The organism is Sphingomonas sp. T1, from assembly GCF_902506585.1.
Taxonomy (GTDB): domain Bacteria; phylum Pseudomonadota; class Alphaproteobacteria; order Sphingomonadales; family Sphingomonadaceae; genus Sphingomonas; species Sphingomonas aerolata.
On the sequence record NZ_LR733875.1, the window covers coordinates 2,667,134 to 2,691,580 of the forward strand.

General features: G+C 69.7%; 26 protein-coding genes. 19 read left to right on the top strand and 7 right to left on the bottom strand.

Going from position 1 to position 24,447, the window contains the following annotated elements:
- Positions 1-44 precede the first annotated feature (44 nt).
- From GV027_RS12030 to GV027_RS12065, 8 genes are all read left to right on the top strand, one after another.
- Positions 45-695 (top strand): motility protein A, encoded by a 651-nt coding sequence (locus tag GV027_RS12030; RefSeq protein ID WP_159512018.1) that lies wholly within the window; start codon positions 45-47, stop codon positions 693-695.
- Complete coding sequence (locus GV027_RS12035; RefSeq protein WP_056672990.1) at positions 692-1,288, top strand: flagellar motor protein MotB; 597 nt, start codon at positions 692-694, stop codon at positions 1,286-1,288. The genes GV027_RS12030 and GV027_RS12035 overlap by 4 nt, the downstream gene beginning before the upstream one ends.
- Positions 1,285-1,806 (top strand): flagella basal body P-ring formation protein FlgA, encoded by a 522-nt coding sequence (locus GV027_RS12040; RefSeq protein WP_320481756.1) that lies wholly within the window; start codon positions 1,285-1,287, stop codon positions 1,804-1,806. Before GV027_RS12035 ends, GV027_RS12040 begins: the two co-directional genes overlap by 4 nt.
- A gap of 66 nt (positions 1,807-1,872) precedes the next feature.
- A complete protein-coding gene (gene flgM / locus GV027_RS12045) occupies positions 1,873-2,193 on the top strand; it encodes a flagellar biosynthesis anti-sigma factor FlgM (RefSeq protein ID WP_159512019.1) in 321 nt (106 codons plus the stop codon).
- Positions 2,180-2,497, top strand: a complete 318-nt coding sequence (locus GV027_RS12050) for a hypothetical protein (protein ID WP_031394268.1) — start codon at positions 2,180-2,182, stop codon at positions 2,495-2,497. The genes flgM and GV027_RS12050 overlap by 14 nt, the downstream gene beginning before the upstream one ends.
- A gap of 72 nt (positions 2,498-2,569) precedes the next feature.
- On the top strand, positions 2,570-3,436 hold the full coding sequence (locus GV027_RS12055; RefSeq protein ID WP_159512020.1) for a lytic transglycosylase domain-containing protein: 867 nt from the start codon (positions 2,570-2,572) through the stop codon (positions 3,434-3,436).
- A gap of 3 nt (positions 3,437-3,439) precedes the next feature.
- Entirely contained in the window at positions 3,440-5,500 is a 2,061-nt protein-coding gene (gene flhA, locus GV027_RS12060) for a flagellar biosynthesis protein FlhA (RefSeq protein ID WP_031394270.1), read from the top strand.
- Complete coding sequence (locus tag GV027_RS12065; RefSeq protein ID WP_159512021.1) at positions 5,497-6,276, top strand: FliA/WhiG family RNA polymerase sigma factor; 780 nt, start codon at positions 5,497-5,499, stop codon at positions 6,274-6,276. The genes flhA and GV027_RS12065 overlap by 4 nt, the downstream gene beginning before the upstream one ends.
- Positions 6,277-6,573: 297 nt before the next feature.
- Here GV027_RS12065 and GV027_RS12070 read toward each other — a convergent pair whose 3' ends face one another.
- Positions 6,574-7,401 (bottom strand): flagellin N-terminal helical domain-containing protein, encoded by an 828-nt coding sequence (locus GV027_RS12070; RefSeq protein ID WP_159512022.1) that lies wholly within the window; start codon positions 7,399-7,401, stop codon positions 6,574-6,576.
- Between the two features lie 243 nt (positions 7,402-7,644).
- Between GV027_RS12070 and GV027_RS12075 the strand changes: the two genes are divergently transcribed.
- From GV027_RS12075 to GV027_RS12115, 9 genes are all read left to right on the top strand, one after another.
- Entirely contained in the window at positions 7,645-8,961 is a 1,317-nt protein-coding gene (locus GV027_RS12075) for a sigma-54 interaction domain-containing protein (protein ID WP_159512023.1), read from the top strand.
- On the top strand, positions 8,958-9,320 hold the full coding sequence (gene fliE / locus GV027_RS12080; protein WP_037530804.1) for a flagellar hook-basal body complex protein FliE: 363 nt from the start codon (positions 8,958-8,960) through the stop codon (positions 9,318-9,320). Before GV027_RS12075 ends, fliE begins: the two co-directional genes overlap by 4 nt.
- Before the next feature lie 4 nt (positions 9,321-9,324).
- Positions 9,325-11,016, top strand: a complete 1,692-nt coding sequence (fliF, locus tag GV027_RS12085; protein ID WP_159512024.1) for a flagellar basal-body MS-ring/collar protein FliF — start codon at positions 9,325-9,327, stop codon at positions 11,014-11,016.
- Positions 11,016-12,020 (top strand): flagellar motor switch protein FliG, encoded by a 1,005-nt coding sequence (fliG, locus tag GV027_RS12090; RefSeq protein ID WP_192141005.1) that lies wholly within the window; start codon positions 11,016-11,018, stop codon positions 12,018-12,020. Before fliF ends, fliG begins: the two co-directional genes overlap by 1 nt.
- Positions 12,013-12,801: a FliH/SctL family protein gene (locus GV027_RS12095; protein WP_159512025.1), complete on the top strand. Its 789-nt coding sequence runs from the start codon at positions 12,013-12,015 to the stop codon at positions 12,799-12,801. The genes fliG and GV027_RS12095 overlap by 8 nt, the downstream gene beginning before the upstream one ends.
- Complete coding sequence (locus GV027_RS12100) at positions 12,802-14,127, top strand: FliI/YscN family ATPase (RefSeq protein WP_159512026.1); 1,326 nt, start codon at positions 12,802-12,804, stop codon at positions 14,125-14,127.
- Positions 14,120-14,545, top strand: a complete 426-nt coding sequence (locus GV027_RS12105) for a hypothetical protein (RefSeq protein ID WP_236559194.1) — start codon at positions 14,120-14,122, stop codon at positions 14,543-14,545. Before GV027_RS12100 ends, GV027_RS12105 begins: the two co-directional genes overlap by 8 nt.
- A 34-nt stretch (positions 14,546-14,579) precedes the next feature.
- On the top strand, positions 14,580-15,365 hold the full coding sequence (locus GV027_RS12110; protein ID WP_159512028.1) for a hypothetical protein: 786 nt from the start codon (positions 14,580-14,582) through the stop codon (positions 15,363-15,365).
- Positions 15,366-15,570: 205 nt separating this feature from the next.
- Positions 15,571-17,106: a lipopolysaccharide biosynthesis protein gene (locus GV027_RS12115; RefSeq protein ID WP_159512029.1), complete on the top strand. Its 1,536-nt coding sequence runs from the start codon at positions 15,571-15,573 to the stop codon at positions 17,104-17,106.
- A gap of 13 nt (positions 17,107-17,119) precedes the next feature.
- Here the strand turns inward: GV027_RS12115 and GV027_RS12120 are convergent, their stop codons facing one another.
- Positions 17,120-17,572 (bottom strand): CBS domain-containing protein, encoded by a 453-nt coding sequence (locus GV027_RS12120; RefSeq protein WP_031394021.1) that lies wholly within the window; start codon positions 17,570-17,572, stop codon positions 17,120-17,122.
- Between the two features lie 71 nt (positions 17,573-17,643).
- On the opposite strand from GV027_RS12120, the gene GV027_RS12125 reads away from it, so the two are divergent.
- Positions 17,644-17,934 carry a hypothetical protein gene (locus GV027_RS12125; RefSeq protein WP_031394022.1) on the top strand — a complete coding sequence of 97 codons (291 nt, stop codon included), beginning with the start codon at positions 17,644-17,646 and terminating at the stop codon, positions 17,932-17,934.
- Between the two features lie 100 nt (positions 17,935-18,034).
- On the opposite strand, the gene GV027_RS12130 is transcribed toward GV027_RS12125, so the two are convergent.
- The 5 genes from GV027_RS12130 to GV027_RS12150 all read right to left on the bottom strand — a co-directional run bounded on the left by GV027_RS12130 (position 18,035) and on the right by GV027_RS12150 (position 23,189).
- Complete coding sequence (locus GV027_RS12130) at positions 18,035-19,270, bottom strand: DUF4167 domain-containing protein (RefSeq protein ID WP_236559195.1); 1,236 nt, start codon at positions 19,268-19,270, stop codon at positions 18,035-18,037.
- 260 nt (positions 19,271-19,530) lie between these two features.
- The gene (gene prmC, locus GV027_RS12135; protein WP_201302680.1) at positions 19,531-20,322 is read right to left on the bottom strand and encodes a peptide chain release factor N(5)-glutamine methyltransferase; all 792 of its coding nucleotides are present in this window, start codon (positions 20,320-20,322) and stop codon (positions 19,531-19,533) included.
- Between the two features lie 8 nt (positions 20,323-20,330).
- Positions 20,331-21,623 carry a DNA-packaging protein gene (locus GV027_RS12140; RefSeq protein WP_159512030.1) on the bottom strand — a complete coding sequence of 431 codons (1,293 nt, stop codon included), beginning with the start codon at positions 21,621-21,623 and terminating at the stop codon, positions 20,331-20,333.
- Positions 21,623-22,180 carry a hypothetical protein gene (locus GV027_RS12145; protein WP_159512031.1) on the bottom strand — a complete coding sequence of 186 codons (558 nt, stop codon included), beginning with the start codon at positions 22,178-22,180 and terminating at the stop codon, positions 21,623-21,625. Before GV027_RS12145 ends, GV027_RS12140 begins: the two co-directional genes overlap by 1 nt.
- Before the next feature lie 139 nt (positions 22,181-22,319).
- On the bottom strand, positions 22,320-23,189 hold the full coding sequence (locus GV027_RS12150; RefSeq protein WP_159512032.1) for a 3-hydroxyacyl-CoA dehydrogenase NAD-binding domain-containing protein: 870 nt from the start codon (positions 23,187-23,189) through the stop codon (positions 22,320-22,322).
- A gap of 105 nt (positions 23,190-23,294) precedes the next feature.
- On the opposite strand from GV027_RS12150, the gene GV027_RS12155 reads away from it, so the two are divergent.
- Positions 23,295-24,446: a DUF1176 domain-containing protein gene (locus GV027_RS12155; RefSeq protein ID WP_159512033.1), complete on the top strand. Its 1,152-nt coding sequence runs from the start codon at positions 23,295-23,297 to the stop codon at positions 24,444-24,446.
- Position 24,447: the final 1 nt, after the last annotated feature.

Here is a 24,447-nt window from a genome sequence, read left to right on the forward strand (position 1 = left end):
GGGGGATCGCGAACTGGCCCGGCCCTTGCAATGACTTGCGGGACATGATCACGCTCGCCCATCTGCTCGACCCTGCTGCCCTCGCCATCGTCGGCGGCGGCACGATCCTCGGCGTCGCCCTGCGGACACCACTGCGCGATCTGATCCGCGCGATCGCGGCGCTGAAGACGCTCGGCCGCGCCCGGCTCGACGGCGATGCGCTGCTCCAGCAGATCGTCGCGCTCGGCCGCATCGCCCAGCGCCACGGCGCGATGGCGCTCGACCGCACCGTCATCGCCGATCCCGACATCGCCGCCGGTATCGCGGCGATCGTCGACGGCGCGAGCGCCAGCGACGTGGCGCTGCTCATCCGGCATCGCCGCCATGCCCGGATCGAACGCCACGTCGCCGCCGCCGACGTCTGGGCAGGCGCCGCCGAACTCGCGCCCGCGATGGGCATGGTCGGCACGCTGATCGGGCTCGCGCAGATGTTCGCGACGATGAGCGATCCGACCGCGATCGGCGGCGCGATGGCGATCGCGCTGCTCGCGACGCTCTATGGCGCGCTGCTCGCCAACCTCGTCTTCATGCCGGTCGCCAACCGCCTGCGCGCGCGAGGCCGCAACGAGGCCTTCGAACGTGCCCGGATCGAGGCGCCACTGGTCGCGCTCGCTGCGCGCGAGGCCCCACGCGCACCGTTGATGAGCGTCGCATGACGGTCGGTGATTATCCCGAGCCGCAGCCCGGGCGTCCGCTCTGGCTGATCACGCTCGCCGATCTCGCGCTGCTGCTGGTCGGCTTCTTCGTGCTCCTGCAGGCGACGCAGACCGCCAGCGACCGTCCGCTCGCGCCCCGAGCACTGGCAGCCGGGTTGCGCGAGGGTTTCGGCGCCTCGGTCACGCCAACCGTCGACACAGCGCGGCCGAAACTGCCTCTACCCGGCGGTCCACTTGCTGCTGCCCAACCCACGGCCCTGCCCGTCGCCTCTGCCGGGATGCTCGACTTCGCGGTCGGTTCGGCTGTGCTGCCGACGTCACCCGATACGCTGGCGGCCTGGGCGCGTGACGCGGTGCGGGACCCGCGCGTCCAGATCACCGTCACCGGATCGGTCGACGGCTCGCCCGGCGATGTCGACTCCGTCACGCGCAGCGCGGCGATCCTCGCCTCGGACCGTGCCCGCGCCGTCGCGGCCGCGATCGCCCATGTCGCCCCCGGCCGCGTGACGCTCGCGACCTCGCCGACCACCGGCCGCCGCGCCGCCATCGTCACCCAAGCCTTTGTCGGCGAACCGCCAAGGACCCCCTCATGATGCTCGCCCTGTTGATGATCGCTGCCGGTGCGCCGTCCGCCGGCTTCCAGGATATCGCCGCACTCGATCGCGCGGTCTCGGCATTCACCGGCCGGCCGATCGGTGCCGAGGGTGGTGCGCGGACGACGGTCGATTCGCGGTTGCGGCTCGCGACGTGCCCGACCGTCGCGATGTCGTGGCGGACCGAGGCGCATGACGCGGTGGTCGTCGCCTGTGCCGGCCCCGCCTGGCGCATCTTCGTCCCCGTCATCCGCCCGGCCTCGGCCCCCGGCGCGACGCCCGCCACCACCCGTGCGGCCTATGCCCCGGTCGTGAAGGCCGCCCCCGTCATCCGCCGCGGCGATCCGATCGTGATCGAGGCGGGCACCGACGGCTTTTCGATCAGTCGCGAGGGCGTCGCGCTGGCCGATGCCGCCCCCGGCGCACGCTTCATGGTCAAGGTCGACGACACGCGCACGCCGGTCCAGGCGATCGCGGTCGCCAGCGGCCGCGCGACCCTGCCCGGCTGGACGAATTAATTTTGTTAAAGCTTTTCGCACGCCGGCCGTTTCTCCCTCTGTCAGCAAGAACCAGAGGGTGCAGACATGGTGGAATCGATCGGCTCGAAGCCGTTGACGGGAGGCGAGCGCAGCGTCGCGCGCATCGCCGCGACGACGCCCGTTCAGCCGGCCGCCCAGCCCCTGGCGCAGGCGCAGGCGCCCGACCGTGCGGTCGAGGCCGAACCCTCGGCAACCTCGTCGATCGCGCTCGCGCGGACGATGGCCGCCGCCGCCCCGATCAACGAAGCACGCGTGGCCGCGGTCAAGAAGGCGGTCGCCAACGGCACCTTCCCGATCCTGCCCGCGACGATCGCCGACCGGCTCCTCGCCTTCAAACTGGAATGGGCACCGAATGACCCGGCGTGACGCCCTGGTGCGCGTGATCGACGCGCTGCATGCCGAGATCGCGGCGCTGAAGTCCAACGATGTCGCCGGCTTGGAGCGCGCGACGACGCAAAAGCTCGACGGCATCAATGCCGTGGCGACGCTCGGCACCGGTCCCGCCGGTCCCGAACTGCGCGAGCTGGCGGACGAGGCGAACCGCCTCAACGAAACCTGCCGCATCTATACCAACCTGATGGCGGCAAATGTCCGCCGCCGCCTGCAAACCTTGACCGGCGAGGGCGGCATTGCCGGCTATCGCCCGCGCATGGGTGCTGCCTACGCCTGATCCGCGCAGCCGGGCAAGATCTGGCACGCCCCTTGCTGTGTAGTGTCCTGAAACAGGGACATTACTCGCGGGATGACCGTCAATCCTATCACTACCGGCCGGATCCAGTCCGCGATCGCGCTTGCGAGCAGCAAGACGGGCGTGGATTTCGACTATCTGCTCGGCCAGGCGAAGCTCGAAAGCGGGCTTAACGCCAATGCCAAGGCGGGCACGTCAAGCGCGTCGGGTCTGTACCAGTTCATCGAACAGAGCTGGCTCGCGGTCGTCAAGAAGCACGGCGCGGAGCACGGGCTGGGCTGGGCGGCCGACAGCATCGGCCAGTCCTCGGGCGGGCGTCTGGGCGTCGCGGATGCGAGCACGCGCCAGGCGATTCTCGCGCTGCGCAACGATCCCGCCGCCGCCTCGATGATGGCGGCCGAACATGCGTCGGACAACAAGGACGCGCTCGAGGGCAAGCTCGGCCGCACCGCGACCGGCACCGATCTGTACATGGCGCATTTCCTGGGGCTCGGCGGCGCGTCGAAGTTCCTGACGACGATGCAGGCCAATCCCGACGCGAGCGGCGCCGCGCTGTTCCCTGCCGCCGCGCGCGCCAATCGCGGCGTCTTCTACGAGTCCAACGGTACGCCGCGCTCGCTGTCGGCAATCTACGAGCGATTCTCGACAAAGCTCGGCGCCGCCGCCGCGGGCGCGACCGGCTCGGCCACGACCGGCTCGGTCCAGTTCGCCGCGCAGGCGCTCGACATGGACGGCAGCACGGTCGTCACCGGCAACAATGAAAGCGCCGAGGACGCGCTCGCCTGGGCGACGTCGACGATGGGCCGGTTCGGCACCCGAAACGCCGGTTTCAATGCGGGCCAGACCTCGGCAAGCCTGTTGCGGCCGACGCCCGACACCGCGCGGCTCGCCTATCTCATGCTCGCCAAGATGGGTGGCTAAGCCATGAACCGCCTGCTCTCCAACGCCCGTGCATCGGTCCTGCCGCTCGCGATCCTGATGCTAGTGCTCGTCATGGTCGTGCCGATCCCGGCATTCATGCTCGACATCTTCTTCGTCGCGAACATCGCGATCAGCCTTGCCGTGCTGATGGTCGCCTTAAACGCGCAGAAGCCGCTCGATTTCTCCGCCTTCCCGACCGTGCTGCTGTTCGCCACGCTGTTCCGCCTCGGCCTCAACGTCGCCTCGACGCGGATCGTGCTCGTCCACGGCCATGAGGGCGAGAGCGCGGCGGGTCACGTCATCGAGGCGTTCGGCACCTTTCTCATCGGCGGCGATTACGTCGTCGGCATCTTCGTCTTCGCGATCCTGATGATCATCAACATGATCGTCGTCACCAAGGGCGCTGGCCGAGTCTCCGAGGTCAGCGCGCGCTTCACGCTCGACGCGCTGCCCGGCAAGCAGATGGCGATCGACGCCGATCTGAACGCCGGGCTGATCACCCCCGACGAGGCGAAGGCGCGCCGTATCGAGGTGTCGACCGAGGCCGATTTCTACGGCTCGATGGACGGCTCGTCGAAGTTCGTGAAGGGCGACGCGGTCGCTGCCATGCTGATCCTCGCCGCCAACATCATCGGCGGGCTGATCCTCGGGCCCGTCAGCCACGGCATGTCGATCGCCGACGCCGCACACAACTACATCCTGCTCGCGATCGGCGACGCGCTCGTCGCGCAGCTGCCCTCGCTGATGCTGTCGATCGCCGCGGCGTCGATCGTCACGCGCGTCACCTCGGACAAGGATCTCGCCGGCCAGATCGGCGGCCAGTTCGGTAGCCCCCGCACCTGGACGCCGGTCGCAGTGATCCTCGCACTGCTCGGCGTCCTGCCCGGCATGCCGCACATGGTGATCCTGCCCGCCGCCGCGATCGCCGGGTTTGCAGCCTGGAAGCTGCGCCAGATCGAGCGTCGCCCCGCCCCCGTCGTCATCGCCCCCGTCGAGGCGATCGACCAGTCGAAGATCGGCTGGGACGAGGTTACCGACGGCATGCAGGTCAATCTCGACATCGGCTACGGCCTCGTGCCGCTGGTCGACGACCGCCGCGGATCGCCGCTGATGGGCCGCATCACCGGCGTCCGTCGCCAGCTGTCGAAGGAGCTGGGCTTCGTCGTGCCGCAGGTCCGCGTCCGCGACGACATCAACCTCGCCCCCTATGTCTACCGCATCATCGTCAACGGCGTCGTCGTCGGTGAGGACACCGTGTCGCCCGACGACATGCTCGCGCTCGACACCGGCCAGGCGTTCGGCTCGCTGATCGGCAAGACCACCAAGGATCCGACCTTCGGGCTCGACGCGACCTGGATCTCGACCGCGGACGCCGATGCGGCGACCGGGGCTGGCTATCTCGTTGTTGATCCCGGCACGGTGGTCGCGACGCATCTCAACCACATGCTTGGCCAGACTGCGTCCGATCTGCTCGGCCCGGACGAGGTCCAGGCGCTGCTCGACGGGCTGAAGGAGCGCGCGGCGCAACTCGTCACCGCGCTCGCGCCGATCCCGATCACCACGTTGACCCAGGTCCTGAAGGGGCTGCTCGCCGAGAACATTCCACTCAAGGAATTCCGCAGCATCGCCGCCGCGATCGCGGTCGCCGCCCAGCGCAGCCAGGATGCCGAGGAGATCATCGAACTGATCCGCCCGCGTCTCGGTGCGCTGATCATCCAGAAACTGTGCGGGATGCGCGAGCCGCTCCGCGTGATGACGCTCGAGGGCCATCTCGAAGGGTTGCTCGGCCAGGCGATGCGCGCCGATCAGTCGCGCCGCCACGTCATCGAACCCGATCTCGGCCGCCGCATCGTCGAGGCGCTGCAAAATGCCGCGCAGCCGCTGATCGCCGAGGCCAAGCCGTTCGCACTCGTCGTCCAGCCCGCGATCCGCCTCGCGATCCGCAAGCTGGTCCGCACCTGCCTGCCCGACACCCCGGTCATGTCGTTCTTCGAAGTGCCCGAGGACAAGGCGGTCGAGGTCGTCGCGGTCATCGGCGCACCGCAGCAGGCGCTGGCCGCATGAGCGCCGAACCGATGAAAGCCGCGTTCGACAAGGCCCGCCCCGCGCGCGCCGGCGAAATCCCGGCGGGGCCCCTCACCTATCGTCCCCAGCAGCGCCCCGGCGGCGACCCCGACCAGCTCGTCAAACAGCATCTCGCGATGGTCCGCCGGATCGCGTGGCACGTGCATGGCAGCATGAGCAGCATCGTCGAGGTCGAGGATCTGGTGCAGGTCGGCCTCGTCGCGCTGGTCGAGGCGGCGGCCGGGTTCGAGGACCGCGGTACGCCGTTCAAGGCCTATGTCGCGACCCGCCTGCGTGGCGCGATGATCGATGAACTGCGCCGCCAGGCGACGACGACGCGCGGCGCGATGCGCCGCCGCCGGCAATATGCCGACGCCATTTCCACGCTCACCGCCCAGACGGGCAAGGCCCCCGGAGACGCCATGATCGCCCAGCATATCGGCGTCAGCATCGACAAGCTGCGCAGCGACTATGTGACCGCGGACGCGATCCGGTTCGATTCGATCGACGAGGTCTATGCCGACGACATGCCATGGTTCGCCGACGACACCCCCGACGCGTTCGAACAGCTGGCCGACAGCGACCTGCGCGGCGCGCTGATCGCCGCGATCACCGCGCTGCCCGAACGCGAAGCGCAGGTGATCCAGCTCTATTATGTCGAGGAAATGAACCTCGAGGAGATCGGCGCGGTCTTCGACATCGGCGCCGCCCGCGTCTGCCAGATCAAGGCGTCCGCGCACGCGAAACTGAAACGCGCGCTCGCCCGCAAGGTCTGACCGCAAGCCGATCCTGTTCCTCCCCCGCCAGGGGGGAAGATAATCCAGATGCGACGACCGAATGCCGCCGAACCGCGGCCTGCGGATCATGCCGCCGCGCGGATACCCGCCCCCTGCCCGATCGCCATCAAGACCATAGCGTCAGACAACGCGCTCGCGCGCGCAACCCGCCGCCGCCCCAACGCGCAAAACCCCGGCGGCCATGAGGCCACCGGGGCTCGCTGCGCCCCGTTACCGGGGGGCGATCCGACTGGCGCCGGCACCCGATCGGGGGCCGGTGCCGGCGCCGGGATCGGATTACTGAAGCAGCTTCAGCACGCCCTGCTGGCTCTGGTTCGCCTGGCTCAGCATCGCGGTCGACGCCTGGCTCAGAATCTGCGCCTTGGCGAGCGCGGTCGTCTCGGCCGAGAAATCGGCGTCCTCGATGCGGCTCTTGGCGTCCGACAGGTTGGTCGAGTTGGACGTCAGGTTGTTGACCGCCGACTGGAGCTGGTTCTGGCCTGCACCCAGACCGGCGCGTGCGGTCGTGATAGTGTCCAGAGCCGCATCGACGGTAGCAATCGCGCTATTGTCCGTTGCGGTCCCCAGGTTGAGCGCCGTCGCCGCCGTGATCGTGGTATTGTCGGTCAGCTTGGTCAGCGTGAGGCTGACTTTGTCGGCAGCGTTGGCGCCAGCCTGAATAGTTACGACGCCAGCGGCCCCCGTGGTACCGTCAAACAACTTGTTGCCGTTGAATTCGGTATTTGCGAGCGTGCTCGTGATCTGCGCGGTCAGCGCCGTGACTTCCGCCTGGATGTTCGTCTTGTCTTCGGCGCTGTAGGTGCCGCTCGACGACTGCACGGCGAGCTCACGAACGCGCTGCAGCATGTTGGTGACTTCGTCGAGTGCGCCTTCGGCCGTCTGCGCCATCGAGATGCCGTCATTCGCGTTGCGGATGCCCTGGTTCATGCCGCGGACCTGCGCCGTCATCGAGGTCGAGATGGCGAGACCGGCCGCATCGTCCTTGGCCGAATTGATCCGCTTGCCGGTCGACAGGCGCTCCATCGCAGTCGACAGCATGTTCGACGCGCTGGTCGAGGCATTGGCGGCGCGCAGTGCCGAGACGTTCGTCGCAATAACACTCATGATCAAACTCCATTTTGCCGGCTACCCCGCCGCCCCCGTGGCGAAGGACCGAGCCGTCAGGATGGGTAACGGCCGCCCCGCGCCGGGCTTTAGGGAAAAAATTCCGCCCCTCGCGCACCGGCGTGGCGCGCTCCCGTACACGCGCGCGCGAACGCGCCCGGAAATAGTTTGCCGCGACGCGGCACGATTTAACCGCGCCTTTACTCTCGAGGCCGCATTCCCGAATCGTCACAGGGGGACTTCATGCGCTCGATCTTTCCATCCGCTGCCGTCACGGCGCGCAAATATGCGCTCGTCTCGTCCCTGCGTGCGCAGGGCTTCGGGATCGGATCGCTCGACACGGCACAGCCGGGCGCGAACGACCTGTTCCTCGTCGCCGAGGGCGAGCCCGTCGCCTACCCCGCGCGCACCGTCGTGATCGGTTCGGAAGGCCGCAACGTCACCCCGTCGCGGAGCGGCGCGCCCGCGCGGATCGGCTTTGCCGCCGAGGATACCGCGGTCGGCAACGGCTTTGCCCGCGCGTTGATCGGCGGGCCCGACATGCCGACCGCCGCCGACCCCGAATCGCTCGCGCTGCTCGCACTCGCCGAGCGCGTCGCCGCCGCCGACATCACCGTGCTGATCAACGGCCCGACCGGCACCGGCAAGGAAGTGCTGGCCCGCGCGATCCACAATGGTTCGCCGCGCAAGGCCGGCCCGTTCATCGCGATCAACTGCGCCGCCCTCCCCGAATCGATGCTCGAGGCGATGCTGTTCGGCCACCAAAAGGGCGCGTTCACCGGCGCGTCGTCGGGCGGTGAGGGCTTTTTCCGCGCCGCGAACGGCGGCACGATCCTGCTCGACGAGATCGCCGAGATGCCGCTGACGCTTCAAGCCAAGCTGCTCCGCGTGCTGCAGGAGCGCGAGGTCGTGCCGCTCGGCGCGACCGTGCCGCAGCCGATCGACGTCCGCGTCATCGCCTGCGCCAACCGCGACCTGCAGGGCGAGGTCGCCGCAGGCCGGTTCCGCGCCGATCTCTATTACCGGCTCGCGGTGTTCCCGCTCACCACCAAGTCGCTCGCCGAGCGGCCGCAGGATATCCCCGCGCTCGCCGCGACGATGATCCTGCGTCATGCCGGCAACCGCAACGTCATTCCCTGGCCGTCGCGCACGGCGATCGAGGCACTGATGCTGCACGACTGGCCGGGCAATGTCCGCGAGCTCGAGAACGTCATCCAGCGCGCGCTGCTGTTCTGCGGCGGCGACACGATCGAGGCGAGCCACATCCTGTTCGATCGCCCGGTGACGATGACCTTCGCCCCGCGCCCCGCGCCGGTCGTCGCGCCCATCGCCGAACCGCTCGTGCCCGTCGCCGAGACGCCCGCCGAACCGCAGACCGACACGCTGGGCACCATCGTCCAGATGAGCGAGTTCGCCGCGATCCGCGAGACGCTGAAGGCCTGCGGCGGTAGCCGGATCGAGACCGCGCGTCGGCTCGGCATCTCGGAACGCACGCTGCGCTACCGCCTCGCCAAGGCGCGCGAACAGGGTGAGGACTTCGCCCGGGTGATGTCGGCATGAGCGGCGTCAGCGGAATCGGCGGCGGCGCGATGAGCGTCGACCGCGTCATGGCGCTGCGCTCGCAGATCCTCGAGCGCAACCAGGCACTCGCGCGTGCCAGCCAGACCGCCCCGACCATCGCGCCGACCGAGACGAAACCCGTCAGCTTCGGCGACACGATGGAAACCGCGCTGAAGAGCGTGAACGAGGGCCAGACCCAGGCCGCCAAGCTCAGCGAAAGCTATGAGCGCGGCGAGACCGTCGACATCGCCAAAGTGATGCTCGCGCGCCAGCAGGCGTCGGTCGGGTTCGAGGCGACGCTGCAGGTCCGCAACAAACTCCTGTCCGCCTACAAGGACATCATGAGCATGCCGGTGTAATGATATGAGCACTGCCCTCATCCCCGCTTCGTCGGCCAATGGCCTCCCCGAGAAATTCGCTAACCCGCTCAAACAGATAAAGTCCGCCTTCGCGCAGCCCGCGGTACGCCGCTCGCTGCCGATGGTGCTGATGATCGGCCTGATCGCCGCCGCCGCGCTCGCGTGGATGACGCTGTCCTCGCCGACGCAGAAGACGCTGTTCACCAACCTGCCCGACGCCGACAAGGCCGCGGTCACCTCCGCGCTGACGACCGCGAACATCAAGAGCCGGATCGACGATTCGACGGGCTCGCTGACGGTTGCCGAGGAGGATTATTCGCGCGCGCGGATGCTGCTCGCCGGCCAGGGCCTGCCCAAGGCGGCACCCGGTGGTTACGCGATCCTCGACCAGCTGCCGATGGGCGTCAGCCGCGCGGTGGAAGGCGAACGCCTGCGCCAGGCCCGCGAATCCGAGCTCGCCCGGTCGATCGAGGAGATCGACGCGGTCGCCGAGGCGCGCGTGCATCTCGCGACGCCCGAAGCCTCGGTGTTCGTCCGCGACAATGCCGCGCCCTCGGCCTCGGTGATCCTGAAACTGCAGGGCGGCCGGTCGCTCAGCGACGCACAGGTCGCCTCGATCATCAACCTCGTCGCATCGTCGGTACCCGGCATGAAGCCCGATTCGGTGACGATCGTCGACCAGATGGGCGCGCTGCTGACCAAGCCGGGCGGCGTCGACGGCGTCGGCGCGGCGGGCGACAAGCGGATCGAGATCCAGCGTCGCGTCGAGGACAAGTACCGCACCCAGCTGATCCAGCTGCTGACCCCGCTGGTGGGGGCCGGCAACTTCACCGCCGAGGTCCAGGCCGACGTCAATCTCGACGAGACCCAGGCGACGCGCGAGAGCTATGACAAGCAGGGCGTGCTGCGGGCCGAAACGGGCAACTGGACCGGCAACCAGAAGGACGGCGCCGCGACCCCGGGCGGCATCCCCGGCGCGCTCAGCAACACGCCGCCCGCGGCCAGCACGCTCCAGGCACCGCAGCCCGCGACCGGCAATCCCGGCATGCCGCAGCCCGTCGCCGGTGGCCCCGCCCCCGACGCGATGAAGCAGTCCGACCAGTATCAGCGCGCCTATGACCTGGGCCGCGAAGTGTCGGTGACCCGCGCCACCCCGGGCAGCGTCAAGCGTCTGTCGGTCGCGGTGCTGCTCCGCGATCCCGACAAGACGCGCCGCACCGCGATGGAGATCAACCAGATCACCGACCTGGTGAAGAGCGCGGTCGGCTTCGACCAGACGCGCAACGACAATGTGACGGTGATCAGCCGCAAGTTCGCCGGCGCCGATGCCGCCGCCGATACCGGTCCCGCCTGGTACGACAATGCGTGGCTGCCGGTGCTGGCGCGCAACGGAACCGCGATCGTCATCGCGCTGCTCGTCCTGCTCCTCGGCGTTCGCCCGATCGCCAAGGCGCTGATGAAGAAGCGCGAGGACGCGACGCCGCGGCCCGCCTTCGGCCAGACGATCGAGGGTGCCGAGGGCGAGGGCGCCGAAGCCCTGGCCGGTCCGGTCGTCGTCCCCCCGGTCAGCCTCGACCAGCTCGAAAGCTCGCGCGGTTATGACGAGCGGGTCGGCGCGGTCCGCGGTTTCACCCGCGACAATCCGACCCGCGCCGCGCTCGCCGTGCGCGACATGATCAAGGCGGACGCACGCTGATGGAGGGCTTGCGCACCTATACCGGCGTGGAACGCGCCGCCGTGTTGATGATGCTGGTGGGCGAGGACGAAGCCGCCGCGATCCTTCAGAAGCTCGACCCGGAAGAGGTCCGTCAGCTCGGCGCGGCGATGTTCAAGGTCGCCGATGTCTCCGAGCAGGAGGTCGAGACGGTGCTCGACGATTTCGTCGACCGCGCACGCGAGCGCACGACGATCGGCTTCGACCCCCGCCCCAAGATCGAGGCGGTGATGAACCGCGCGCTCGGCCGCGAAAAGGCCGAGAGCGTCCTCGCGCGGATCACCCCGGCCGAGGCGGCGTGCGAACTCGAACTGCTCGACTGGCTCGATGCCAGCGAGATCGCCGCGATGATCGAGAAGGAGCATCCGCAGATCGCCGCGGTGCTGATCGCCAATCTCGACGCGTCGGTCGGCGGCCAGGTGCTCGAACTGATGCCCGATGCGGTCCAGCCCGATATCCTCCACCGCATCGCCCGGCTCGGGCCGATCACGCCCGAGGCGGTCGACACGCTGCGCACGTTGCTCGCCAATCGCACCGGCGCCGGATCGACCGGCCAGGGCGTGACGCTGGGCGGCACGCGCGAGGCGGCCAAGATCCTGTCCGGCGCGCGCAAGGCGACCGAACAGCGCGTTATGCCCAAATTGTTCAAGATCGACCGCGACGTCGCCAAGGCGATCGAGGAGGCGATGTTCGTGTTCGACAACCTGCTTGAGCTCGACGACAAGAATCTGGGCACGCTGATCCGCAACGTCGATGGCGAGATCCTCACCAAGGCGCTTAAGGGCGTCGACGAGGCGGTGCGCAACCGCTTCCTCGGCTGCATGTCGGCGCGCGCCGCCGACGGCATTCGCGACGAGATGGAGTCGCGCGGACCGATGCGGCTCGCCGAGGTGCTCGAGGCGCAGAAGGCGATGATCGCGACCGCGCGCGGGCTCGCCAAGGACGGCACGATCATGATGGGCGGAGGCGAGGACGACTATGTCTAAGTTTGTCGGGGCATCCGGTTTCGTCGCGGGTTTCGCCGCGCGCCACGACACCGCGGCGCAGCTGCTCGCGCACGCCTTCGCGCCGCCGATGGGCTTTGCGGCGGCTGATATCCGCGATCGTGTCGCCGCCGCGCCGCGCCGGGCGACCGGGTTCGCGCCGCAGGGCGCCACGCCCACGCCGCCCCCGAGCGCGCCGACTCCGGGGCCGAAGCATTTCAGCCCCGCCGACAAGGACAGCAATCCGACCGAAGGCTGGGATCCGCTCGATCCCGCCAGCGAGACCGAGAGCTTCCTTGATCCGCTCGCCGCCGCGCATGCCGCAGGCTATGCCGAGGGCCTCGCCGCCGCAGCCGCGGTGGCACAGGGGAATGCCGCGCGCGACCAGGCGCTGCTCGCCTCGCTCGCCGCCGCGCTCGCCACCGACCGGCTCGACCGCGACCGGGTCGCGACGCAGCTTCGTCAGACCGTCCTGCTGCTGGTCGGCAAGCTGGTCGGCGAGATCGGCATCTCGCCAGAGCTGCTCGCCGGACGGATCGAATCCGCGACCGAACTGCTCGCTGATTCCGCCGAGGCCGCGTTGCTGCGCCTGCATCCCGACGACGTCGCACTGATCGAGGGCACGCTGCCCAAGTCGATCTTTGCCGCTGGTGACCCCAATGTCGCCCGCGGCAGCTTCGTGCTCGAAAGCGCGTCGACTATCGTCGAGGACGGCCCCGCCATGTGGCTCGACCAGCTCGCCAGCGCGATCGACCGCGTCGCGGTGCCCGCGAAAGCCGCCTGAGTGCTGAACCGCTTCACCGCCGACTATCTCGAAACGCTCGGCAACGCCGATTTCGTCGCGGCCCCCAGGGTGTCGGGCCGGCTCGCCTCGTTCGACGGGCTGCTGATGGAGGCGGTCGGGCTGACCCTGCCCGTCGGCACCGTGTGCAAGGTCGGCGAGGGCAGCGCGAGCGTCGAGGCGGAGGTGATCGGCTTTCGTAACGGGCGTACGCTGATGATGAATCTCGGTGGTCCCGCCGCGCTCCTGCCGCGCGCGCCGGTCAAACCGATCGGCCCTCCGGGCGAGGCCGAGGTCGGCGCAGCGCTGCTCGGTCGCGTCGTCGACGGCGCGGGCAAGCCGATCGACGGCCTCGGTCCGATCCGCGGGGCCGGCCGCTGGCCGCTCGCGGGCAAGCTCCAGTCGCCGCTCGACCGTGGCCGCGTGCTTCAGCCGATGGACGTGGGCGTGCGCGCGATCAACGGCCTGCTGACGATCGGCCAGGGTCAGCGCGTCGGCATCATGGCGGGGTCGGGCGTCGGCAAGTCGGTGCTGCTCGGCATGATCGTCCGCGCCGCGCAGGCCGACGTGATCGTCATCGGGCTGATCGGCGAACGCAGCCGCGAGGTCGCCGACTTTCTCGAGACCAAGGTCGCCGGTGCCGCCCGCGCGCGCTCGGTCGTCGTCGCGGTGCCCGCCAACCATTCGCCCGTGCTCCGCATCCGCGGCGCGCTGCGCGCCACCGCGATCGCCGAAGGGTTTCGCGACGAGGGCAAGAAGGTCCTGCTGATCATGGATTCGCTGACCCGCGTCGCGCATGCCGGCCGCGAGATCGGCCTCGCGCTCGGCGAACCCGCCTCCGCACGCGGCTACCCGCCGTCCGCCATCGCGATGCTGCCGAACCTGATCGAGCGCGCGGGCGTCGACGTCCATACCGACGGGTCGATCACCGCGATCTATACCGTGCTGGCGGACGGCGATGACGGCAACGACCCGGTCGTCGATTCGGCGCGCTCGATCCTCGACGGGCATATCGTGCTGAGCCGCCAGCTGGCCGAGCGCGGCGTCTATCCGGCGATCGACATCGGCCCCTCGGTCAGCCGCGTGATGACCGACATCGCCGACGCGCCGCATGTCAGGGCTGCGCGCGTACTGCGCCGCAATCTGGCGACCTATGAGGAGAATCGCGACCTCGTGCTGATGGGCGCCTATCGTGCGGGTGCCGACCCGGCGATCGACAATGCGATCGCCTGCCACGGCGCGATCATGGAGTATATCCGCCAGGATTCGGACGAGAAGGTGTCGCTGGGCGATGCCGTTGCCGAGCTGGTTGGTGTCTTCGGTGGCTGACGCCCGCGCCAAGACGCTGGCACGGATCCACCGCGTCCGGACCTTGCAGCTCGGCCTGACCCGTGCCGACGAAGCCCGCGCGCACGACAAAGCCGCGAGCGAACAGGCGCTGTCCACCCGGATTACAGGCCTGGCCGCCGCCGTCGCTCCCGTGGAACAGACCGCGGTCGCGGTCTCGCTGGGGGCGTCGGCGCATTACCGCGAACGCCTGCAACACTCCGCCGACGCCGCGGTCGAGCGCGTCCGGTCGGCGGAATATCAGGTCGCGCGTGCCACCGACGCGACCCGCGCCGCACAGCGCGACCAGAGTGCGGTCGAAAAGCTCATCGCGCGCGCACAGGCCGATGCCGCGCTGAAGGAACTTCGTGCGCTCGAAGAGGCTCCCTCGGTCAGGACGATCCGGCACGATCCTTGCTGAGTACGGTGCGACACGCTCGTATCCGAGAGATTGCATGATCCAGCCCGCGCTTGCGCTTACCCCGTCCCCTGCCGCGCCTGCCGCACCGGCCACGCGTTGTGCGGAGCCGACGGTGGCGTTCGGCGCGGCGCTGGCCGGGGTGATCGACGCCGCGGGACGCCGCGACGCACTGCCTCTCCTGCCTGCCGCACCCGTAACGGCGAACCCGGCGCGGCAGCCGCTCGCCGCCGACGGCAATCCCTTGCCGGTCGCTGGCGAGCCGGCCATGTCCCTGCGGCCTGGCTCTGACGGCCTCCCGATCGTTGCGACGCCATCATGGCCGCCGCAACCGGACGGCGCATCGCCCGCGGCGCTCGGACCCGATCTGCCGCCAGCGCCGCCGTCCGAATTTGCGCTCCAGCAGGGCACGCCGCCGCTGCCGAACCACGCGTTTCGCGCCGGCCTTCGTGCGGCCGTGCGTGACGGTGCGGATCCGGCGTCCGAACCCGCCGATACCGAGCAGCCTTCCACCGACGCCGAGCAGGCGCCACTCGTCGCAACGCCAAACGCACCGACCGCCATCATTGTACCGCTGCTCGCGATGCCAGTACCGGAGCCTGTTCCGGAACCGGTGCCCGCGGCCGTCGCAGATGCTGCCCCCCCGCCCCAGAAACCGCAAGCCGCCGCCCACATGTCCCTTCATCTAAACCTACAATGTCAAATAGCCGACAAAAATACCGACACTCGCATAACCTCCCTCGCGGAAGGCTTGGAGCATCTGGTTGTTTGCGACCGCAGCAACCAGACCGTGTGGCCGTTCGCTGCGGTGACACCCCTCTAGGGCCCTCCCACAATCCCGTCAAATGCAAATTTCACTTTTATGGCAATTTTCTTCATTTCGACCGACTTACGCCCCCAGGCAGCCCGTGTGGGCCGTGCAGGGCACGACGACGGCGCCCCTGCGTGCCAGCAAGGGACGGCAGGCAGCATCCCCGCGCAGCTTTCTTAAGTGCTTGTGAAGCGCAGGCGATTATAGGGCCGGTCCGATGACCACGCCGATTCCCAGCGCCCCGCCGGCGGCAGACCCGCTGGCGGACCGGCCGCCCGACGGGCCGATCGACGGCTTGGCCGCCCCGGCGCCGCTCGCCGGGCAGGTCCGAAGCGCGCTGATCTGGCGGTCGGGCAGCCAGATCGTCGCGCAGCTCGTGCAGTGGAGCGCCACCTTCCTGGTCATCCGCATCCTCGCCCCCGCCGATTACGGTCTCTTCGCGATGTGCCAGGTGATCCTGACCTTCATGGCGATGCTCAACGGCTATGGCCTGGCGAGCGGGCTGATCCAGCAGGCGACGATCAGCCGCCATGAGGTGCGCCAGCTTTTCGGCATGCTGATCCTGCTCAACGCGACGCTGGCCACAGCGCAGCTGGTGCTCGCGCCGCTGGCCGCGGCCTATTACCGCCAGCCGGTCGTCGCCGACATGCTGCGCGTCCAGGCGCTGCTCTATCTCACCACGCCGTTCATCGCCTTGCCCTATGCGCTGCTGTCACGCGCGATGGATTTTCGCCATCAGGCCAAGGCGAACATCACCGCCTCGATCGCCTCGGCGAGCACCGCGCTTGGCGGCGCGCTCTACGGACTGGGAGTATGGACGCTCGTCATCGCTCCGCTCGTATTGTTCGCGGTGCGGGGCGCGATGATGACGTGGAGCGCACGGTCACTGGTCTGGCCGAGCTTCGACTTTCGCGGCGCGGGCCGGCTCGCGCGCTATGGCGGGGTGATGGCGGCGAGCCAGCTCTTCTGGTTCCTGCAGAGCCAGGCCGATGTGTTCATCGCCGGGCGCCGGTTCTCGCCGCACATGCTCGGCATCTACACGACCAGCCTGTTCCTCACGCAGATCTTCGTCAGCAAGTTCGTGCCACCGCTCAACGAGGTTGCCTTTTCCGCCTATGCGCGGATGCAGGCGGATCCCGACGCGATCGGGCGGGCGTTCGTGAAGGGCGTGCGGCTGGTGATGATCGTCGCCATGCCCTTCTATCTCGGGCTCGCAGTCACCGCCGAGCCGCTGGTGCTGACCGTGCTGGGCGAAAAATGGGTCGAGACCGCGCCGATCGTCCGGCTGCTCGCGCTGGCGATGCCGTTCATGACGCTCCAGGTGCTGCTGACCCCCGCCTCCGACGCGCGTGGGCGACCGGGTATCGGCGTGCGCAACGGCGCGACCGGCGCGGCGATCCTCGGCACCGCGTTCCTGATCGGGGTTGAGTGGGGGCCGACCGGGCTCGGCCTCGCCTGGATCGCGGCCTATCCGCTGTATTTCGCGATCAGTGCGTGGCGGAGCCGGCCGGTGATCGGCGTCCCCGCCCGTGCGGTCGCCCGCGCGGTCGCGTCACCCGCGCTGGCCGCGATCGCGATGGCGCTCGCGGTCTGGCTGGTCGATCAGCGCCTGCCAGTGCTCGATCCGGTCTGGCGACTCGCGGTGCTGCTCCCGGTGGGCGGCACGGTCTATGCAGGCTGGATGCTCGCCTTTGCGCGCGCGGCGCTGGGCGAGCTCGTCGCGGTGCTGCGCAAACGCCCCGTTGCGGCCTGATCGGGTCCGCGGGTCAGGCGGACTGGATATAGGCGCGCATCGCCGCGGCATCCGCCTCGATCCGGTCGATCCGGAATTTGACGAGATCGCCGATCGAGACGAAGCCGACGAGCTGATCATGGTCGATCACGGGCAGATGCCGGATCCGCCGCTGAGTCATCAGCGACAGCGCGCCGATCACCGATTCGGTCGGCGCGACCGATTTGACCGCGCGCGTCATCACGTCGCCGATCCGCTGCGTCAGCGCGCCCGCGCCCTTGGCCTGCAGGCAATGGATCACGTCGCGTTCGGAAAATATCCCGACCACGCGGCCGTCGTCGAGCACCGGCGCCGCGCCGATCCGCTGTTCCGCGAGCATCGCCACCGCGTCCGCGACGCTCGCATCGGGGTGCAACGACAGCACCATGTCCGCGCGCGTGCCGTCACCGGTCCGCCGCTTGGTCTCGAGGATCGTCGCGATCGTCATCTCCGCCTCTCCTTGTCGCGTCTCCATGCGCGTGGCTTGAGAAAACCATGTTTGCGCGGCAATGAAAAGCGATGACCGATCCTTCTGCCGAGACACCGACCGGACTCGACGATCCACACTATGCCGCGTTCGCCTGGGGCCGGTTCCGGACGATCATGGCGTGGATGATACTGGCGGCGGCGATCTGCGCCGCGGGCGTCATCGTCGCGATGGCGCATCTTCAGGGGGCGCTGCACCTCGTGACGATGCTCGCGATTCTCGGCGGGGTCGGCGGATCGGTGATCATGGCCGGGCTGTTGATGGGGCTCGTCTTCCTGAGTTCGGGAAGCGGCCATGACGAGGACGTGACGCGGATCGACTAGCCGTCCGGGCGATGCGCGCGGCCGAGCGATGACGTGAAAAAGGCCGGTACCGCAGCGTCGCGATACCGGCCTTATTCGATCCTGCCGTGTGGCGCGACGATCAGCCCGCCTCGACCTCGTCGGTGGCGACGCGGACGCGACGGCGACGCGGCTTTTCCGCAGCTGCGCCATCCGCCGAAGCGTCGGCGGCGGGTGCCGGCGCCGAGGCCGAAATGCCGAGCGATGGCGGCAGGCGGTCTGCGTCGAACGCCGCGGGTGCGGCATCGTCCGTGGCGACCGGCGCGTCGAGACTGCGGTCGCGACGCGGGCGACCACGACGGCGGGGCTGCTCCTCGCCCGAACCGTCCGACGCGGGCGCCGAGGCGCTCACGGCCGCAACGTCGACCGGCTCGCCCGTGAACTGGGGCGCGGACGACCGGTCGTCGGATGTGGCTGCGTCGGGCGTGGCCGGCGTAACGCTGCGCGCAGCGCCGTCGTCCGCGCGCTCGCCCGGCTGCTCGGACTCGGCCTGGACCGGACGCGCGGCGCGTGGCGTGCGACGGATGGTGTCGCGGCGCGGGGCATCGCGATACTCGTCACGGCCCTGGTTTTCGCGGGGCTGGCTCTCGCGCTGCTGGGCCTGCTCGTCACCGGGCTGCTCGTCGCGCGACTGCGTCATCCGCGGGCCGCGGGCCTCGCCACGCTGGCCCTCGTTGCGCTGACCCTCGTTGCGGTTCGCGTCGTAGCGTGGGCGATCGTCGCGCTGCGAGCGGTCGTCACGACCCTGGCCATCACGGCCCTGGTTTTCGCGGCCCTGGTTTTCACGGCCCTGGTTCTCACGGGGCGCGCGGGCGTTCGAATACTGGCCATTGGACTGGCCGCCATTCGCCATCGCCGCCTGGTCGCCGGATCCCTGCTGGCCGTTCTGCTGCCCGTTATGCTGGCTGCCCTGCTGCTCGCCCGAGCGGATCGGTTCGCCCTCGTCGCCATAATCATCGTCGCCGTCGAGATCGAACGGCTGCTGGCGACGCGGCTGCTGCTGCGCCTGGGGCTGGCTCTCTTCGAAGCGCGCGCGGGTTTCGCTCAGCACGCGGAAATAATGATCCGCGAACTGCAGATAATATTCGATGTTGACGCGGTCGCCCTGCATCTGCGCGTCGCGCGCCAGGTTCTTGTACTTCTCGTACAATTGGCTCGCGTTGCCGCGCGCGCGGCTGTCGATGCGGTTGCCGGTGTCGCGGCCACCCTGGCCACCACCACCACCGCCGCCCTGGCGTTGACCGCCACCGCCGCCACCGCCGCCATTATTATTGTTGCCACGACCGCGACGGCGGCCGGCTTGCCGGTTGTTGATCAAGCTTGTGTCCTCAGTCGTCGAACCAAAATCTGGTCGTGCTCCGAAATGCGGTGCAAACCCCCCGCCGCGCACCGATGACGATGCGTCGGACTTGCCAGGGCCGCCGGACTGCAGCGACTTTAAGGCGAAGGATGCGGGTCAACGCTCAAAAACGACCAAGTTGTCGAGATTGCGTGCCCCTGCCCACGTGATAGCGGCCCGGAAGGGCCTCCCACAAGCGAAATATGCGGCGGCGGGTCATAATCGTCAAGTCGCGGCGCTCATCGCGCAAGCAGGACGCGCGGGTTTCCGCCATAATCATGATGTAGCGCAACGTGCAGCCCCGCCGCCTCGAGCAGTGCCGAGACCGGCGCTGCCTGCGTCGCGCCGATCTCGATCACCGCCGCGCCGCCGGGTGCGATCAGCGCGGGGAGCTGCGTCGCGAGGATCCGGTAATCGTCGAGTCCATCCGCGCCTGCGAACAGCGCCGCGTGCGGTTCGTGATCGCGGACCTCGGGCGGCAGCGTCTCGGCGGTACCGATATAGGGCGGGTTGGCGAGGATCAGGTCGAACCGCCCGGCGATCGCGTACGCCCAGTTACCGCGCAAAAACTGCGCCCGATCCGCCATGCCGAGCGCCGCCGCATTGGCGCGCGCATAGCCGAGCGCGTCCGCCGAAAAGTCGATGCCGAGACCGCGCGCGGGCCATTCGTCGAGTGCGGCGAGCAGGAGCGTGCCGGGGCCGGTGCCGAGATCGAGGATCGTCGCGGGCGCACCGCCGGCAAAATGCGCCTGCGCGGCGATCAGCAGCGTCTCGCTGTCGGCGCGCGGCACCAGTGCCCCCGGCCCGACCGCGAGATCGATCGACCAGAAGCCGCGTGTGCCGGTGATATAGGCGATCGGCTCATGGCGCAGACGACGCTCGACCAGCACGGCGAAACCGGCGGGGACGGCGTAGCGGTCGGGATCGAGCAGGATCGCGTTCCGCTCGACGCCCAGCGCATGCGCCATCAGCAGTTCGGCATCGAGGCGGGGGGTGGCGGAGAAGGCGAAGCGGGTGGCCGCAGTGGCGATCGCTGCGCTTACCCCCCCGCCCGCTTGCGGGAGGGGGTCACCAGCGCATCCGCCCGGTCCGGCGAGCGCCCGGGCCCGACATACCCCCCGCTCACCAGCCCGCAGAGCTCGTCCTCCAGCGCCGGAAACGCCCCGACATGAAAGACCCGCCCGCCCTCGTACAACGTCGCCACCGGCTCCGCCCGCGCCACCTTCCCGCGGCTCGCATGGACCAGCCGCACCGGCAGCGCACAGTCCGCCGCCATCAGCACGCTGCGCACCATCTCCCCGCCCTGGTTGCACTCCGCGACCACCCGGTCCGCGCCATGCCGCGCCGCACAGTCCGCCACCGCGCGCGCCCAGCCCTCGGGCGACAGGCCCGCAACACTCGCATCCTCGAGCACATAGGCGAGCCCGTCGTCGCCCAGCGCGACGCACACGATCCCGCACGCATCGCCGCCGGTCCCCGCGGGCGGATCGACCCCCACGACCACCCGCACCAGCGCCGGCACCACCGCGCCGCGCTGCCGCTCGAGCAGGTCGCGCGTCCACAGCGCCCCCTCGACATCGTCGATCAGCTCGCCGTCCAGCTCCTGCCGCCCCAGCCGCGTCCCCGCATAGGTCTGGGTCATCGCCGCCACGAACGACGCGGGCAGGAACGGATTCTCCCCCGTCCCCCCGCGCGATTCATACAGATCCGGCAGAGCGAGCAGCCGCCGCATCAGCGGCACCGGCCGCGGCGTCGTCGTCACCAGCACCCGCGGCCGGTCGCCGATCCGCAGGCCCATCATCAGATTGTCCCAGGTCGCGTCGCCGTACCGCCACTTGGCGAGCTCGTCGCACCACGCCGCATGATGCTCGGGCCCGCGCAGTTTCTCGGGCGCCTCCGCCGAATAGACGAACGCGCGCGCGCCGCTGTCGAACACGAACTCGCCCGCGTCGCGCCGCCAGCGATAGGTCTCGCCCGCCTGCGCCACCGCGATCAGCCCGCTCTCGCCCTCGACCATCACCTTGCGGACGTCGTCTATCGTGCCGCCGACCATCGCGATCCGCGCGCCGGGCATCGCGCGGGCCAGCGCGCTCACCCATTCGGCGCCCGCACGCGTCTTGCCGAAGCCGCGCCCCGCGCGGATCAGCCAGACCTGCCAGTCGCCCGCGGGTTCGCGCTGCCCCGGCAACGCCCAGATCGCCCAGCTCTCGTGCAGCGTCCTGAGTTCCGCCTCGGACAGCCCGCGCAACAGCGTCACCAGCTGCCCCCGCGGCAACCCGCGCAACCGCGCGAGCACGGCAGGATCGAACGTCGCGCGCCCGCTATCCGCCATCACGCATCCCCCGTGACGGACGAAGCCTGCGCATGGAGCGCATCGAGCCGCGCGACCAGCACCGCCTCGAGCTCGGCCAGCGACACGCGCTTGCGCAGCGTCCCCGCCCCCGTTCCGCCAGCCGCGCCACCGGCAGCGCCCCCGCGCTTGCGAAACCCCAGCGCCTGCACCGCGACCCGCGGATCGAAATGCGCCCCGCGCGACTCCGCCGCCGCATCCCCGTCAACGACCCCGTCAGGTTCCCGCTCAGCTTCCGCCTCAGACTCCGCCTCAGCTTCCCCCTCGGATTCCCCCAGCGCATAGGCCAGCAACCGCACCTCGAGCGTCTCGTACGCCGCCTCGATCGCCCCCGCCCAGTCCGCCGCGAACGCCGCGTCGCGCTTCTTCAGCGCATGCGCCCCGCGCGGCGCCATCCCGACCGCGCGCGCCGACGCCGCGATGTTGCACGTCGCCGCCAGATGCTCGAGAAACGCCGCGCGCTTGGCCGGCGTCCAGCCGCCCTTGGCGGCCTTGCGCACCTGCAACCGCCCCGCTTTCACGCCCGCCCCCGCCGCCATGCGCCATCCCCCAAATGGATCGGGCCGGTCCGCCGCCGGGGGATCACCCCGACCGCGTCCGGCCCGACTCGCAATTCGTCATCGTTCCCGTTATGTGCCAGAACAGCGTGACGATGTCAAGGGTGAATAACCGATCTGGTTAGCGCGTCGGCACCGGCTCCGCGCCCGAATAGTCATAGAAGCCGCGCTTGGTCTTGCGGCCGAACCACCCCGCCTCGACATATTTGACCAGCAGCGGCGCGGGCCGGAACTTCGGATCGCCGGTCCCCTCGAACAGCACGCGGGTGATCTCCAGGCAGGTGTCGAGCCCGATGAAATCGGCCAGAGTCAGCGGCCCCATCGGGTGATTGAGCCCCAGCTGGCACGCCAGATCGATGTCGCGCACCCCCGCCACGCCTTCTCCGAGCGCGAAGCACGCCTCGTTGATCATCGGCATCAGCACGCGGTTGACGATGAACCCCGGCGCGTCGTTCGCATGCACCACCTGCTTGCCGAGCTTCTCCGCAAACGCCTCGACCGCGGCGACCGTTTCGTCCGACGTGGCGAGCCCGCGGATCAGCTCGATCGGCCGCATGACGGGGACGGGATTGAAGAAATGCACCCCCATGAACCGCGCCGGATCGGGCGCCGCCTGCGCCAGTCGCGTGATCGGGATCGACGAGGTGTTCGACGCCAGGATCGCGTCCGCTTTCAACACCTTGCCGACCTCGGCGAAGATCGTCCGCTTGATCGCCTCGCGCTCGGTCGCGGCCTCGACGACGATGAAACAGTCGCCCATTTCGGCGACGCTCGCGACCGGCTCGATATTGGCCAGCGTCGTCTCGCGCAGGTCGGCGGTGATCTTCTCCTTCTCGACCAGCCGCGCCATCGCCTTGCCGATCCCCGCCTTGCCCGCCTCGGCCTGGGGCAGGCCCATATCGGCCAGCAGCACGCGGTAGCCCGCCTGCGCGGCGACCTGCGCGATCCCCGCGCCCATCTGTCCCGCGCCGATTACGCCGATCGTCTGCATCGCACTCTCCATCTTGATTGCCGCCCTTACCATTGACGGTTGTTCGACTATGGCCTCGCCCCTATCGAAGCGGGACCGTCGCCGCCAGACCGGTCAGGAGGTCGCATGCGCTATCCAGTTCTCGTTTCGCTTCTGCCCGTTTCGGTTCTGGTGGCCGCGACGGCCTGCAGCCCCAGCGGCAACACCGGCGCGCCCAACGACGCCACCGTCCCGCTCGAAACCCCAGCCCGCCCCAAACCGCGCGCCGTCGCGCGCGGCGCCGCCCCGCAGGCCCCCGCGGAGCCCGCCGTCGATTCAAAGGCACGCCCCCGCCCGACCAGCGTAAAGACCTTCGGCGCCTGGGGAATCGCCTGCGACAACGGTGCCTATTGCACCGCGGTCTCGATGGCGCCCGACGATTCGAGCATCGCCGAACTCTCGATCGAGGTCGAGCGCGGCCCCGCCGCCGACGCGCCCGTGTCGGTGACGATCGGCACGCCGGGCAGCGCGCTGCACCGCGTCGTCGTCGCGATCGACGGCACCCCGCTCGCCAGCGGCAATCCGGGCGAGGACCGGCGCTTCACCGTCACCGGCCCGGTCGCGATGACGCTCGCCCGCCGCCTCGCCACCGGCACCGCGATGACCGCGCGACTCGACGGCCGGACGATCCCCGTCGTCATCACCGGCGCCGCCGCAGCGCTCCGCTATGCCGACGCCCAGCAGGGCCGCGCGGACACCGCCACCGCGCTCGTCGCGACCGGCGACAAGACGCCCGCGACCACCCCGCCCGCACTCCCGACGATCCTCGCCGCCCCGCTCACCGACCGCCGCGCGCAGGCCCCCGCCGCGCCGCTCGTCGCGCAGATGCGCCAGCGCACCGGCTGCGCCGCGGACCAGTTCGGCCCCGTCACCAACGAGACCCATGCGCTCGACGCGACCACCGATCTCGTCCTGCTATCCTGCGGATCCGGCGCGTATAATGTCATCACCCGCGCGCTGATCGTCCGCGACGGCAAGGCCAGCGAAGCCCCGTTCGACCTGCCCCCGCAATTCGGCGAACCCGGCGCGAAACCCGCGCTCGTCAACGCGGGCTACGACCCGAAGACCGGGCTGCTCAGCTCCTACGCCAAGGGCCGCGGCATCGGCGACTGCGGCGTCGGCCAGGACTATGTCTGGGACGGCACCCGCTTCCGCCTCGCCGAAATGCGCCAGATGGGCGAATGCCGCGGCGCGATCACCTGGCCCGTCATCTGGCGCACGACGGTCGCCCGCAACTGAC